At 33.6% G+C, this 13,771-nt stretch carries 11 protein-coding genes; 9 read left to right on the forward strand and 2 right to left on the reverse strand.

Annotated elements, in window-relative coordinates; translation table 11 throughout:
* Positions 1-153: 153 nt before the first annotated feature.
* Together ACNFIH_RS08425 and topA are read right to left on the reverse strand one after the other, a co-directional pair.
* Positions 154-1,305 (reverse strand): formimidoylglutamase, encoded by a 1,152-nt coding sequence (locus tag ACNFIH_RS08425; RefSeq protein ID WP_426486273.1) that lies wholly within the window; start codon positions 1,303-1,305, stop codon positions 154-156.
* A 14-nt stretch (positions 1,306-1,319) separates the two neighbouring features.
* Positions 1,320-3,836, reverse strand: a complete 2,517-nt coding sequence (gene topA / locus ACNFIH_RS08430; protein ID WP_426486274.1) for a type I DNA topoisomerase — start codon at positions 3,834-3,836, stop codon at positions 1,320-1,322.
* A 326-nt stretch (positions 3,837-4,162) separates the two neighbouring features.
* On the opposite strand from topA, the gene miaB reads away from it, so the two are divergent.
* From miaB to ACNFIH_RS08475, 9 genes are all read left to right on the forward strand, one after another.
* On the forward strand, positions 4,163-5,608 hold the full coding sequence (miaB, locus tag ACNFIH_RS08435; protein ID WP_035651803.1) for a tRNA (N6-isopentenyl adenosine(37)-C2)-methylthiotransferase MiaB: 1,446 nt from the start codon (positions 4,163-4,165) through the stop codon (positions 5,606-5,608).
* Positions 5,609-5,700: 92 nt separating this feature from the next.
* Positions 5,701-6,222, forward strand: a complete 522-nt coding sequence (locus tag ACNFIH_RS08440) for a YcxB family protein (protein WP_426486275.1) — start codon at positions 5,701-5,703, stop codon at positions 6,220-6,222.
* Between the two features lie 56 nt (positions 6,223-6,278).
* Entirely contained in the window at positions 6,279-7,535 is a 1,257-nt protein-coding gene (locus tag ACNFIH_RS08445) for a sigma-54 interaction domain-containing protein (protein WP_426486276.1), read from the forward strand.
* Positions 7,536-7,636: 101 nt separating this feature from the next.
* Positions 7,637-8,155 carry an LptE family protein gene (locus tag ACNFIH_RS08450; RefSeq protein WP_035651799.1) on the forward strand — a complete coding sequence of 173 codons (519 nt, stop codon included), beginning with the start codon at positions 7,637-7,639 and terminating at the stop codon, positions 8,153-8,155.
* Positions 8,156-8,248: 93 nt separating this feature from the next.
* Positions 8,249-9,646: a tetratricopeptide repeat protein gene (locus tag ACNFIH_RS08455; protein WP_426486277.1), complete on the forward strand. Its 1,398-nt coding sequence runs from the start codon at positions 8,249-8,251 to the stop codon at positions 9,644-9,646.
* Between the two features lie 3 nt (positions 9,647-9,649).
* Positions 9,650-9,985 carry a preprotein translocase subunit SecG gene (secG, locus tag ACNFIH_RS08460; RefSeq protein ID WP_426486278.1) on the forward strand — a complete coding sequence of 112 codons (336 nt, stop codon included), beginning with the start codon at positions 9,650-9,652 and terminating at the stop codon, positions 9,983-9,985.
* Positions 9,986-10,126: 141 nt separating this feature from the next.
* A complete protein-coding gene (locus ACNFIH_RS08465) occupies positions 10,127-10,402 on the forward strand; it encodes a co-chaperone GroES (protein WP_012023920.1) in 276 nt (91 codons plus the stop codon).
* Positions 10,403-10,486: 84 nt separating this feature from the next.
* Positions 10,487-12,115, forward strand: coding sequence for a chaperonin GroEL (gene groL, locus ACNFIH_RS08470; RefSeq protein ID WP_035651793.1), 1,629 nt, complete (start codon positions 10,487-10,489; stop codon positions 12,113-12,115).
* Between the two features lie 332 nt (positions 12,116-12,447).
* The gene (locus ACNFIH_RS08475) at positions 12,448-13,650 is read left to right on the forward strand and encodes an ectonucleotide pyrophosphatase/phosphodiesterase (protein ID WP_426486279.1); all 1,203 of its coding nucleotides are present in this window, start codon (positions 12,448-12,450) and stop codon (positions 13,648-13,650) included.
* Positions 13,651-13,771 lie beyond the last annotated feature (121 nt).

Consider the following 13,771-nt stretch of genomic DNA (forward strand, 5'->3'; position numbering starts at 1 on the left):
AATAAAATAAAAAAAAAATATTTCATCGATAAACTAACGTAAAAAATCGACCAAAAACATCAAATTTTATAATATGTAATCTACTTCTTATTAATATTTCTTAAATAATTTTTTAAAATTTTAAAAAATTAAGATTTTAATTGAAATTTTCTTCTACAAAGCATTTTTTCGCTGTGCTTTCCACCATCTTTCTGGCAATTCTTGATTGCAGGCGCATAAATATTCGTCGTATGAACACGGTAATAACGTATTTCTTTTCAATTTATTGCTGCCATTTGAAACAAATGGAATTTCGATCCACCAACGATCTGTTTTATCACTTTTGTAAAAAATAAGTTCCTCTTCTTCTAAAGGAACAATATATTTCAAATAATTTGTTCGACTTCCAAATGGATATTCTTTTGAACGATAGTGATATCCCTCAATAAAATACCAAACTATTTGTGCAATCAATACAGCTTCATGCACCGTACTATTATGATTAAAAATTCCGAATGCGGAAACTTTATCACTGATTCCTGAATATCTTGCTAAAGAACAAATCTCTTTTCCATTAAAACCATTTGGCTCAAATGAAACCAAATTTCCTGATTCTGAAGACTTTACAGAACTTAAATCAATACTAACCAAATCTGCATCTCTGAAAACAGGTTCAGCCAATGCAATATTAGTTGAAATTTCTCCTAATCTATAAGCATCAAAAAATAGTTTTTCGATCAAATCAATTTCTTCCTGAGAATTGTAATAGGTTTGATATCCTATATTACAATAATTAAACAAGTTATTTGGCTCATCTATAATGATTTTCGTCAAATATGAATTAGCCGAAACTGATTCATTTTCTTTACCAAAATCAAATCGGTTGTCTACCGAAACCAAATTTACCATTTGCTCCAAATCATCATAAGCGCGATACAAAGCATACGTCAAATCCTGAGAACCTCCTAGGACTATAGGAATGATTTTATTTTTAATTAAAGAAGCCACAACTTTTTTAAGTGCAAAATAAGTATCATCAACTGAGTCTCCAGCTAGGATATCACCTAGATCTGCAATAGATGCATCCCAATTGCCAGGAAACATAGCATACAGCTTCTTACGAATTGCAGTCAGGTTAACTTCATTTACCATATTAATGTTTCGTCTATCCTCCAAAACACCTATTATGGCAATATTTATTTTACTTAAATCAGGAAATTGATCGTGGGTATGCAAAACTATTTTACTACCCAATTCTTGAGAAGACAACGAATTGATAAAATTTACAATTCCGTCGTTAACTGGTTCTAGAAAATCAAATTCCATTTATAGTACTTAAATTATTTCTTTTTAGCTGCCGCTTTTTTAGCCGGAGCTTTCTTTACTGTTGTTGTTTTTTTTGCCGGAGCTTTTTTAGTCGGAGTTTTTGCTGCAATCATTTCCTGAACCTGAGCCAATGTCAATTTTGTTGCATCAACATCTTTACTTAGTTCGATTTTGATTTTGCCTTTTGTAATAACAGATCGGCCCCAGCGTGCTTTTTCAACCAAAATTCCTTCTTCTTCCCAATTGTGAAGCACTTTATCAATATTCTTCTGCAATTTATCTTCAATCAATTCCTCAACATCAGCCTGAGATAAATTATCAAAATTGTATTTTTTGCTCACATTTACAAAAAGGCCATTCCATTTGATAAACGGACCAAAACGTCCCACACCTTTTTGAACTGCTTCTCCTTTATATACAGCAATTGGCGCATCAGCTAGTGCCTTCTCATCAATTAATTCCTGAGCTCTTTCTTTTGAAACACCTAAAGGATCCTCCCCTCTCGGCAACGAAATAAAGACACTTCCGTGACGTACATAAGGACCATAACGACCATTACTCACTTCAACTTCTTCTCCTTTATATTCACCTAAACTTTTAGGAAGCAAAAATAAATTTAAAGCTTCTTCAAGAGTAATGTTTCCAATATTTTGATCAGCCATTAAGCTGGCAAACTTTTTATCTTCGTCGTCTGCTTCTCCAATTTGAGCCATCGGTCCAAATTTTCCTAAACGAACAGAAACTTGTCTTCCGTCAGCATCCTTTCCAAGAATTCTTTCACCACTTTCACGTTCAGCATTTGCCTCAACTTCTTTTACATTTGGGTGAAACTGATTGTAGAAATCCTGCATCATTTTTGCCCAATCGATATTCCCTTCGGCAATTTCATCGAAATCCTGTTCAACTTTTGCAGTAAAATTGTAATCTAAAATATTTCCGAAGTTTTTAACCAAGAAATCAGTTACAATAGTTCCAATATCAGTTGGAACTAATTTTCCTTTATCAGAACCGGTATTTTCTTTTAACAACTTCTCTCCTACTTTACTGTTTTGCAAAGTAAGTTGTGTATAATTACGCTCCTGACCTTCCAAAGTTCCTTTTTCAACATAATTTCTGTTGATGATTGTTGAAATGGTTGGTGCATAAGTAGAAGGACGTCCAATTCCAAGTTCCTCAAGTTTTTTAACTAAAGAAGCTTCAGTGTATCTTGCAGGCGGTCTTGAATATCGTTCTGTGGCTGTAATATAGTTATTAGCCAATTTTTCGTTTACTTTTAAAGCAGGAAGCATTCCTTCTTGCTCTTCCTCATCATCATCATGTCCCTCCAGGTAAACTTTCAAGAAACCTTCGAAAAGCAATACTTCACCAGAAGCTGTAAAAACTTCATTGTGGCTATCTGCTTCAATTTTTACGTTTGTTCTTTCAAGCTGCGCGTCGCTCATTTGCGAAGCTAAAGTTCTTTTCCAGATCAAATCATACAAACGAGCCTGATCACGATCGATATTTACTGAATGGCGTGACATATCAGTAGGACGAATTGCTTCGTGCGCTTCTTGTGCTCCTTTGCTTTTGTTTGCAAAAGTTCTCGGTTTTGAGAATTCTTTTCCGTAAGATTTTATGATTTCAGCTTCAGCGGCATCCATTGCATCTTTTGAAAGATTCACCGAATCCGTTCTCATATAAGTAATAAGTCCGGCTTCGTATAAACGCTGCGCTAACTGCATTGTGATTCCAACTGGCAAGTATAATTTTCTTGCTGCTTCCTGTTGCAACGTAGATGTTGTAAAAGGTGCTGTTGGTGATTTTTTTGTAGGTTTAGTTTCTAAATCGGCTACCTTATATTTAGAACCGATGTTTTTATTTAAAAAATCTTCGGCTTCTTTTTTAGTATTAAAGTTTTTTGGAAGTTTTGCTTTGAAAACTTTTCCAGCTTCGTTTACAAATTCTGCAACAATTGAGTAAGTTGCAACTGCATTAAAGCTTTGAATTTCGCGCTCTCTTTCTACAATCAAACGAACAGAAACAGATTGTACACGTCCGGCAGAAAGTCCTCCTTTGATTTTTCTCCATAAAACCGGAGATAATTCGTAACCTACTAAACGATCCAGAACACGACGTGCCTGTTGTGCGTTTACTAAATTATAATCAATTTCTCTTGGATTTTCAATTGCTTTAAGAATCGCAGATTTTGTAATCTCATGAAAAACAATTCGTTTAGTTTTTTTTGTATCCAGTTTTAATTCTTCCGCCAAGTGCCATGAAATAGCCTCTCCCTCGCGGTCTTCATCGGATGCTAACCAAACCGTTTCGGCATTCTTAGATAGTGTTTTAAGTTTACTTACCAAGGCTTTTTTATCCGGAGAAACTTCATATTTAGGTTTAAAACCATTCTCTACATCTACTCCTATTTCCTTTGATGGTAAGTCGGCTATGTGACCATAACTTGACTCCACCTGAAAATCGCTTCCGAGAAATTTCTCGATCGTTTTCGCCTTTGCAGGTGACTCCACTATAACTAAATTCTTTGCCATTGCTCTTATTTTCTGCAACAAAAGTATCTATTTTTTTTAAATATTAACCTTATCAGTGCATTTTTGAGTTATTTTAATATTATGTTTCTCAAAATTGCAGATTTATCTGTAATCCTACCTATTATATATATAGGTATAAATTTTAAATGATTATGACCGAGAAATGTGCTTTTTAATTTAGATTTCTTATTCAGGATTTTAGATCGAAATGAAATCAGAATCCAAATCCGCACTCTAAAATCTATAAATTAAATTTGTTAATTCTTTCCCTGCCATCTTGTCATATTAATCTCAATTAACCTATCTTTGCACTTTGAATTTTTACAATGGAAAAGATTATTGAAGAAAGCAAACAGGGCGAAAGTCTTGTTTTAGAAAATAAACCTGAGAATACTAAAAAACTATTTATAGAAAGCTACGGATGTGCGATGAATTTTTCGGACAGTGAAGTCGTAGCTTCCATTTTATCTGACGGAGGATATAACACTACTTCTGTTTTAGAAGAAGCTGATTTGGTTTTGGTAAATACTTGTTCAATTAGAGATAAGGCCGAACAAACGATTCGTAAACGTCTGGAAAAATACAACGCTGTGAAACGCACAAATCCTAAAATGAAAGTAGGCGTTTTGGGTTGTATGGCTGAGCGTTTGAAAAGTCAGTTTTTGGAAGAAGAAAAAATAGTCGACCTTGTTGTTGGTCCTGATGCTTATAAAGATCTTCCTAATTTATTAGCAGAAGTTGAAGAAGGACGCGACGCTATTAATGTAATTTTATCCAAAGAAGAAACTTACGGAGACATTTCGCCAGTTCGTTTGATGAGTAACGGAATTACCGCTTTGGTTTCTATAACTCGTGGTTGCGATAATATGTGTACGTTTTGCGTTGTTCCTTTTACACGCGGACGTGAGCGTAGTCGTGAACCTCAAAGTATCATGAATGAAATCAAAGATCTTTGGGAGAAAGGTTTTAAAGAAATTACACTTTTAGGACAAAACGTTGACAGTTATCTTTGGTACGGCGGCGGATTGAAAAAAGATTTTGTAAACGCTTCTGAAATGCAAAAAGCAACTGCTGTCGATTTTGATCAATTGCTGGAAATGGTTGCGGTTGGTTTTCCAAAAATGCGAATCAGATTCTCAACTTCAAATCCGCAGGATATGCACGAAAGCATATTGCATGTTATTGCGAAATATCCAAATATCTGCAAACACATTCACTTGCCTGTTCAATCTGGAAGTAACCGAATTTTAAAAGAAATGAATCGTCTGCATTCTCGTGAAGAATATATGGCTTTGATTGATAAGATTAGAGCAATTGTTCCAGATGCTTCGATTTCGCAAGATATGATTGCAGGTTTCCCAACAGAAACTGAAGAAGATCACCAAGACACTATGAGTTTAATGGAATATGTAAAATATAATTTCGGTTATATGTATTCGTATTCTGAACGTCCTGGAACTTTGGCCGGAAGAAAAATGAAAGATGATGTTGAAGAAGAAACCAAAGCAAGAAGATTGCAGGAAATTGTCGATTTACAACAAAAACACGCTTGGTTTAGAAGTGAAGAATTTGTTGGAAAAACAGTTGAAGTTTTAGTCGAAAAAGTTTCTAAAAAGTCTAAAGACGAATTTTCAGGAAGAAACTCTCAAAGTATAACGGTAGTTTTCCCGAAAGAGAATTACAAAATTGGAGATTTCGTAAATGTAAAAATCACAAGCTGTACTTCAGGAACCTTAAAAGGTGAAGCAGTTGGATTGAGTGAAATGAATTAAAATTGTTTGAAGTTTCAGGTTTCAAGTTTCAGGTTATTTCTGTAACTTCAAACTTGGAACAAAATTATAAGCCAAGTTAAAAAAAGACAAGAATGGATAAAGAAATAATTTTAAAACCTAGCTTCAATGTTAGTAGTTCAATGAAAGGAACTTATTATATATTATACAAACCATTACATATCTTTATTTTCTTCTTTTTATTAGCTGCGGCAATTTTTAGCTTAAGTGATTATTTTTTTAACATACTAGACAATAAGGACGAAACTAAACATGATTTCCCATTTTTTGCTTTAATTATTATTTTGATTCCTTTTTTTATCTATTTATTAACTTATAAAGCTGTAAAAAAAGAAATAAACCACAATCCTCGTATAAAAGAAGATATAAAGTATATTTTTAATATTGAATATTTTCAAGAAAAAGGAGAAACATTTGAAGTAAAACATTTTTGGAAAAACATCGTCAAAATTGTTGAGAAAAAAGATATGTTTTTATTCTATTTAAACAAAAACAGAGCAATTCTTTTACAAAAAACAGACTTAAAAGGAAACCAATACGATGAATTAAAACAACTTTTTAATTCAATCAATATAAAAAAGAGTTTAAAAAGTTAAGTTTCAGAAGACAAACCTGAAACCTGAAACAAACAAAAACTTGAAACAAAATCGATATGGAAACAGTTCAAGCAATAAAACAACGATTTGAGATTATTGGAAATGATCCAAAATTAAATCGCGCCATTGAAAAAGCCATTCAGGTTGCTCCAACTGATATTTCGGTTATGGTAACTGGGGAAAGTGGTGTTGGTAAAGAAAATATTCCTAGAATTATACATTCGCTTTCACATAGAAAGCATGGAAAATATATTGCCGTAAACTGTGGAGCGATTCCGGAAGGAACTATTGACAGTGAACTTTTTGGTCACGAAAAAGGAGCCTTTACCGGTGCAACAAGTACACGTGAAGGTTATTTTGAAGTGGCAGACGGCGGAACAATTTTTCTTGATGAAGTTGGTGAATTGCCATTAACAACTCAGGTAAGATTACTTCGTGTTTTGGAAAATGGCGAATTCATAAAAGTAGGTTCATCTCAGGTTCAGAAAACGAATGTGAGAATTGTGGCTGCAACAAACGTGAATTTATTTAATGCCATCGAAAAAGGAAAATTCCGCGAAGATTTGTATTATCGTTTAACAACAGTAGAAATTACTTTGCCTCCTTTGCGCGAGCGTAATGATGATATTCATTTATTATTCAGAAAATTTGTTGCGGATTTTGCTCATAAATACAAAATGCCGCCTTTAAGATTAGATGACGATGCGGTTCAGCTTTTGCAAAAATTCAGATGGAGCGGAAATATTCGCCAACTCCGAAATGTTGCGGAACAAATTTCTGTTTTAGAAACGAATCGCGATATTAGCCTTGCAACTTTGCAATCGTATTTACCTGCTGAAGGAAGCAACTTACCTTCTGTAATTAGTGACAGTAAAAAAGAAAGTGATTTCAGTACAGAAAGAGACATATTATATAAGGTACTTTTTGATATGAAAAGTGATCTTAATGATTTGAAAAAACTGACATTGGAACTAATGAAAAATGGTTCTTCAAAAGTACAGGATATCAATCCAAATTTAATTCAGAAAATATACGGGAATCAAGAAAACGACAGCGAAATTGATTTTGAAGAAGAACCAAGAACAGCAGTTATGACACCTGCAAACCGTGAGGACAATTATCAAATGCAGGATGATAATTATTTATTTGCCGAAACCATTGAGGAGGAAGAAATTTTACGTTTGGAACAAAAGGAAATCGAAATGATCAAGAAATCATTAGAAAAAAACAAAGGAAAACGTAAAGCTGCTGCCGATGAATTGGGGATTTCTGAAAGAACATTATATCGAAAAATCAAACAATTCGATTTATAAAAATAATTAAATTACAATTTCAAATTCCAAAATCCAATTACCTATATTTGGACACAATTGGAATTTGGATCTTATAACATTGGACTTTTCTAATAATCATTATGAAAAAAATATATTCTTTATTTGCCTTATTAAGCTTGTTTTTATTAAGCGGATGCAATGTTTACAACTTTACAGGAACAGGAACTATTGATGCCAAAACGTTTCAGGTAAATTTTTTCCAAAATAATGCCGATTTAATTGAGCCTGGAATCGATAGACAATTTACATTGGCATTACAAGATTTGATTATGAATCAAACCAACCTGAATTTAGTAAGCAACAGTGGAGATTTAGTATATGAAGGAGAAATTGTAGATTACAGAATAAGTCCGATGACAGCAACAGCTGTTGCAGCAGATGGTAGCGTAGGGGCTGCACAAAACCGTTTAACAATTCGTGTAAATGTTCGTTTTACAAACAAGAAAAACGAAAAGGATGATTTCGAGAAACAATTTGAATTTTATAATGACTTTGCAGGAACAGATTTACCAACAGGAACTGTTTTAAACAATGCAATTCAGACTATTTTTGAAAGAATCACTCAAGATATTTTCAATGAGTCATTGGCCAAATGGTAGTAATGTTTATTTGTTGAATCGTTTAACAGTTTAATCGATTTAACAGTTAAACAAATAAACGATTAAACAATAAAAAACGATTAAACAATAAAAATGAACGTAACCGATTATACATACCTAATAAACAAACCTGATACCGTTACAGAAAAACAGGCTGAAACATTAGGAAGTGTTTTGAATGAATTTCCGTATTTTCAAAGTGCACGCGCATTGCGATTAAAAGGTCTTTACAAACAAAACAGCTTTAAGTATAATTATGCTCTAAAAGTAACGGCCGCACATACTACCGATCGTTCGGTTTTGTTTGATTTTATTACTTCAGAAGAATTTACTCCTATTCAGGGCGAATATTACAATCGAAAACTAAGAGATCTTTTGAATATTACGGTTTTTGATGTTGAAATTATCTCGGCCGAAGAAAAAAAGAAACTTGCTGAAATTCGAATAGATCCTATTGAAAAATCTATTTTGGATTCTATTAAAGAAGCAACAACTGTAACTTTTGAAGAATCAGAAAAAACGGAAGAAAAACCAATTGAACCTGTTTTTGAAGAAGAAATAATTCAATCTGAATTCCAAGAACCAACAGTTGAACTTTCTGTTAAAGAAGAAACACCTATTATTAAGGAACCAAGCCGAACTTTTCTGGAAGACAGATTAGAAGATGAAATTCCGAATATACATATTGATCCGATTGAAAAATCAGTATTCAATGCTATTAAGGAAGCTGAGAATGTAATTTTTGAAGAAGTTAAAACACCGGAAGAATCCGTTTCAATTGAAATTCCGGAAACAATAATTACTACGGAAGAAACTATAACTTCGGAAAACCCTGATACAATTGAGATTCCGGAAACAATATTGATTCCTGAAGAGACAATAACTATTGCAGAACCAGAAAAAATCGAAATACCAGAAACGGTAATCGAAGCTGAGGAAACCAAAATACTTCCAGATCCAATAAAAATTGAAATTTCTGAAGCAGTAAAAACTGCAGAAGAGAATTTAGAAATCGGAAAACCACTGGATTTTTCAGGAAATGAAAAACACTCATTTCAGGAATGGTTGCAATTAGCTAGAACAGAACCTATTGACAGAACCATAGACGCACCAATGGAAGAAAATCTAACCGAAAATGCGATTGAAAAAGCAGAACAAACATTAGGAACAGTCGCTACAGAAGAAAAAATAGAAGACGAAAAAAAGAAAAAAGCGGAAATAATCGACCGTTTTATTGAAGCAAACCCAAAAATTTCTCCAATAAAGCAAACTGCAATAACAGCAGCGGCACAGCTTGACATCAATAAAGACGAGAGTTCTTATCTAATGACAGAGACTTTAGCCCGAGTATATTTGGAACAAAAAAAATATACAAAAGCAATTCAAGCATATGAAATATTAATTTTGAAATATCCAGAAAAAATTACTTTCTTTGCAGACCGCATATCGGATATAAAGATTTTACAACAAAATAACAATAACAATAATTAAGTAATGAGCACATTTTCAATTTTTTTAGTTTTAATCACAATAGTTTGTTTTCTATTGATCGTCGTAATTATGGTACAAAACCCTAAAGGAGGCGGATTATCTTCTACTATCAGCGGAACACAAATGTTAGGCGGTGTACAAAAAACAACTGACTTTTTAGATAAAAGTACTTGGACATTAGCGACTGTTTTGATTGTTTTAATTTTACTTTCAAGCTTAAGCTTTACAGGATCATTAAACGATACAGGATCTAAAATTATTGAAAAAACAGAAGCTCCTGCAACTACGCCAGCAGCTCCAGTTCAAGGAACTCCTGCACCAGCAGCACCAGCAAAATAATAATTTTGATATAAATTAAAATGCCAGCCTGTCAAAGCTGGCATTTTTTTTAAGAAATAATGTCAGTTTTTATAGCATGGCACAATTTCTGAAAGTTCATAGAACATTAAAAAACGTAATAACTTATAATAATATAAAATCATGGCATTAAACATTAAACCCCTTTCAGACCGCGTACTTATTGAGCCTGTTGCAGCTGAAACTAAAACTGCCTCAGGTATTTTTATTCCAGATACTGCCAAAGAAAAACCGCAAAAAGGAACTGTAGTTGCAGTAGGAAACGGATCTAAAGATCATACTATGACTGTAAAAGTTGGCGATACTGTTCTTTATGGCAAATATGCAGGAACAGAATTAAAATTAGAAGGAACTGATTATTTGATTATGCGTGAGGATGATATCCTAGCAATTATCTAAAAAACATATTGTATTAAGTTAAGGACTATTAAGAATTAAGAACTTCATTAACTTGAAACAACTCAAACTTTAAACAAAATTAAAATGGCAAAAGATATAAAATTTGATATTGAAGCACGTGACGGATTAAAACGTGGTGTTGATGCATTAGCAAATGCTGTAAAAGTAACGCTTGGACCAAAAGGTCGTAACGTAATCATCGGAAAATCATTTGGTGGACCTACCGTTACTAAAGATGGTGTTTCTGTTGCAAAAGAAATCGAATTAAAAGACCCATTAGAAAATATGGGCGCACAAATGGTAAAAGAAGTTGCTTCTAAAACCAATGATTTAGCGGGTGACGGGACAACAACTGCTACAGTTTTGGCTCAGGCTATCGTAAAAGAAGGTCTTAAAAACGTTGCTGCAGGTGCAAATCCAATGGACTTGAAACGTGGTATTGACAAAGCTGTTGAAACTATCGTTGCTGACTTAGCAAAACAAGCTAAAGTTGTTGGAAGCGATTCTGACAAAATTCAGCAAATTGCTTCTATCTCTGCTAACAACGACGAAGTTATTGGTGAATTAATCGCTACAGCTTTCGCTAAAGTTGGAAAAGAAGGCGTTATCACTGTTGAAGAAGCTAAAGGAACTGACACTTTCGTTGACGTTGTTGAAGGAATGCAGTTCGACAGAGGATATCTTTCTCCTTACTTCGTAACAAATCCAGAGAAAATGGAAGTTGAATTAGACTCTCCATACATCTTATTATACGACAAAAAAGTATCTTCTTTAAAAGAATTACTTCCAGTTTTAGAGCCAGTTGCTCAATCAGGAAAACCATTATTGATTATTGCTGAAGACGTAGACGGAGAAGCTCTTTCTACATTAGTAGTAAACAAATTAAGAGGGGCTCTTAAAATTGCTGCTGTAAAAGCTCCAGGTTTTGGAGACAGAAGAAAAGCAATGTTAGAAGATATCGCAATCTTAACTGGCGGAACTGTAATTTCTGAAGAAAGAGGTTATACTTTAGAAAATACAACTATCGAAATGTTAGGAAACGCAAAAAGAGTTTCTATTGACAAAGACAATACAACTATCGTAAGTGGTGCTGGTGAAGCTGATATCATCAAAAACAGAGTAAACCAAATTAAAGGTCAGATGGAGACTACTACATCTGATTACGATAAAGAAAAATTACAGGAGCGTTTGGCTAAATTAGCTGGTGGTGTTGCTGTTCTTTACGTTGGTGCAGCTTCTGAAGTTGAAATGAAAGAGAAAAAAGATAGAGTTGACGATGCTTTACACGCAACTCGTGCGGCTGTAGAAGAAGGAATTGTAGCTGGTGGTGGTGTTGCTTTATTAAGAGCTAAACTTGCTTTAGCAGACTTAAAAGCAGACAACGCTGATGAAGCTACTGGAATCCAAATCGTTTCTCGCGCTGTTGAAGCTCCATTAAGAACTATCGTTGAAAATGCTGGTCTTGAAGGCTCTGTTGTTGTAGCTAAAGTTGCTGAAGGTTCAGGAGATTTTGGATACAATGCTAAAACTGACGAATATGTAGATATGCTTAAAGCTGGAATTATCGATCCTAAAAAAGTTACTCGTGTTGCATTAGAAAATGCTGCATCTGTTTCTGGAATGATCCTAACTACAGAATGTGCATTAATTGATATTAAAGAAGAAAGCGCTGGCGGAATGCCAATGGGTGGCGGAATGCCAGGAATGATGTAATCGTTCTTTTCTTAAAACTTAAAACGCCAGATTAATGTCTGGCGTTTTTTGTTCGCCACGAATTCACGAATTTTATTTTTTCTAAACTTTATGGATTTTTTTTAGCCTTAGATTACACAAATTAAAAGGATTTCAATCTGTGAGAATCTTTTTTAATCTGTGATAAAATTCTTTCACATAAAGCATTCGTTTAATTAATGATAATGATTTTCAAAGACAAAGATTTGAAAAATAAAATTCGTGAATTCGTGGCTATCACCTTTATTTAACATTCTCTTTTTCTTTAAAAAATCTGTTATCTCTACCTTTGCAGTTCTATTTAAAATTGCAAAATGAGAAAATTCACAACTCAGCTTCTATCTTTTACATTCTTACTTCTTACTACTTTTTCACAAGCCCAAACCAATAAAGATACTTACATCGTTTTAGTTTCAATGGATGGATTTCGCTGGGATTATCAAAAACAATTCAATCTTCCAAATCTGAAGCAAATTGAAAAAGAAGGCGTTCATGCAAAATCCATGAAACCATCTTATCCGAGCAAAACTTTCCCAAATCATTATTCTATCGTTACAGGCCTTTATCCGGATCATCACGGAATTATTAATAATGTTTTTTATGATTCAGCTCTGAATGAATCTTTTTCATTATCATCTGATGCAAAAAATGATTCTAGATTTTATGGCGGAAATCCGATTTGGAATTTAGCGGAACAACAAGGCGTAAAAACGGCTTCTTTCTTTTGGCCTGGTTCTGATATTGATAATAGGAATCCAAGTATTTATAAAAAATACGACAATAAAACCCCATACGAAGCTAGAATTGATACTGTTATGAAATGGTTACAACTTCCTGAGAAACAAAGACCACATTTGATTACTTTATATTTTGACGAACCAGATCATACGGGACATAATTTTGGTCCGCTTTCGCCAGAAAATAAAAAAATGGTCATTAAAATGGATTCAATTATGGGAGAAATATCCCGAAAACTGGATCAATTGCCAATCGGAAAACAAATCAATTTGATCATTGTTTCTGACCATGGAATGGCCGATATAAGCAACGATAAAAAAGTTGCGGTTCTGGATTATCTAAAACCAGAGTGGCTAGGTTATAAAGATGTAATTAATCCAATTATGAGTTTGCAGGCAAAAGCTGGATTTCAGGATTCGATTGCAAATGCTTTAAAAAAAGTTCCTCATATTCATTTTTGGAAATCAACTGAAGTCCCAAAAAGACTGCATTACGGAACCAATCCGCGTGTTCATGATTTTGTTATTGAAGCTGATAAAGGCTGGAGTTTGGTCTCAAAAGAAAGCCAAAACATAAAAGGCGGAACACATGGTTATGACAATACTGAAAAAGATATGCACGCCATTTTTTATGCAAAAGGGCCAGCTTTTAAAGTAAACAAGAAAGTAAAAACATTCCAGAATGTTTCCGTTTATCCTTTAATAGCGCATATTTTAGGATTGCAAATTGGCGAAATTGACGGAAAACTGAGTGATGTAAAATCAGCTTTAGTTAATTAGACAATATGCCTATTTGATAATTTAAAATATTATTAAATAATAATAACCCTGACAGGTCTTGAAAACCTGTCGGGTTTGTTATTATATTCTGCATACATAAGACACTCTGCAATGCATCTCT

It is taken from the genome of Flavobacterium sp. 2 (assembly GCF_049949195.1).
Classification (GTDB): Bacteria; Bacteroidota; Bacteroidia; order Flavobacteriales; family Flavobacteriaceae; genus Flavobacterium.

Coding starts and splice junctions, on each gene's coding strand:
- ACNFIH_RS08425 (WP_426486273.1), bottom strand. CDS start 1,305: ATGGAATTTGATTTTCTAGAACCAGTTAACGACGGAATTGTAAATTTT.
- topA (WP_426486274.1), bottom strand. CDS start 3,836: ATGGCAAAGAATTTAGTTATAGTGGAGTCACCTGCAAAGGCGAAAACG.
- miaB (WP_035651803.1), top strand. CDS start 4,163: ATGGAAAAGATTATTGAAGAAAGCAAACAGGGCGAAAGTCTTGTTTTA.
- ACNFIH_RS08440 (WP_426486275.1), top strand. CDS start 5,701: ATGGATAAAGAAATAATTTTAAAACCTAGCTTCAATGTTAGTAGTTCA.
- ACNFIH_RS08445 (WP_426486276.1), top strand. CDS start 6,279: ATGGAAACAGTTCAAGCAATAAAACAACGATTTGAGATTATTGGAAAT.
- ACNFIH_RS08450 (WP_035651799.1), top strand. CDS start 7,637: ATGAAAAAAATATATTCTTTATTTGCCTTATTAAGCTTGTTTTTATTA.
- ACNFIH_RS08455 (WP_426486277.1), top strand. CDS start 8,249: ATGAACGTAACCGATTATACATACCTAATAAACAAACCTGATACCGTT.
- secG (WP_426486278.1), top strand. CDS start 9,650: ATGAGCACATTTTCAATTTTTTTAGTTTTAATCACAATAGTTTGTTTT.
- ACNFIH_RS08465 (WP_012023920.1), top strand. CDS start 10,127: ATGGCATTAAACATTAAACCCCTTTCAGACCGCGTACTTATTGAGCCT.
- groL (WP_035651793.1), top strand. CDS start 10,487: ATGGCAAAAGATATAAAATTTGATATTGAAGCACGTGACGGATTAAAA.
- ACNFIH_RS08475 (WP_426486279.1), top strand. CDS start 12,448: ATGAGAAAATTCACAACTCAGCTTCTATCTTTTACATTCTTACTTCTT.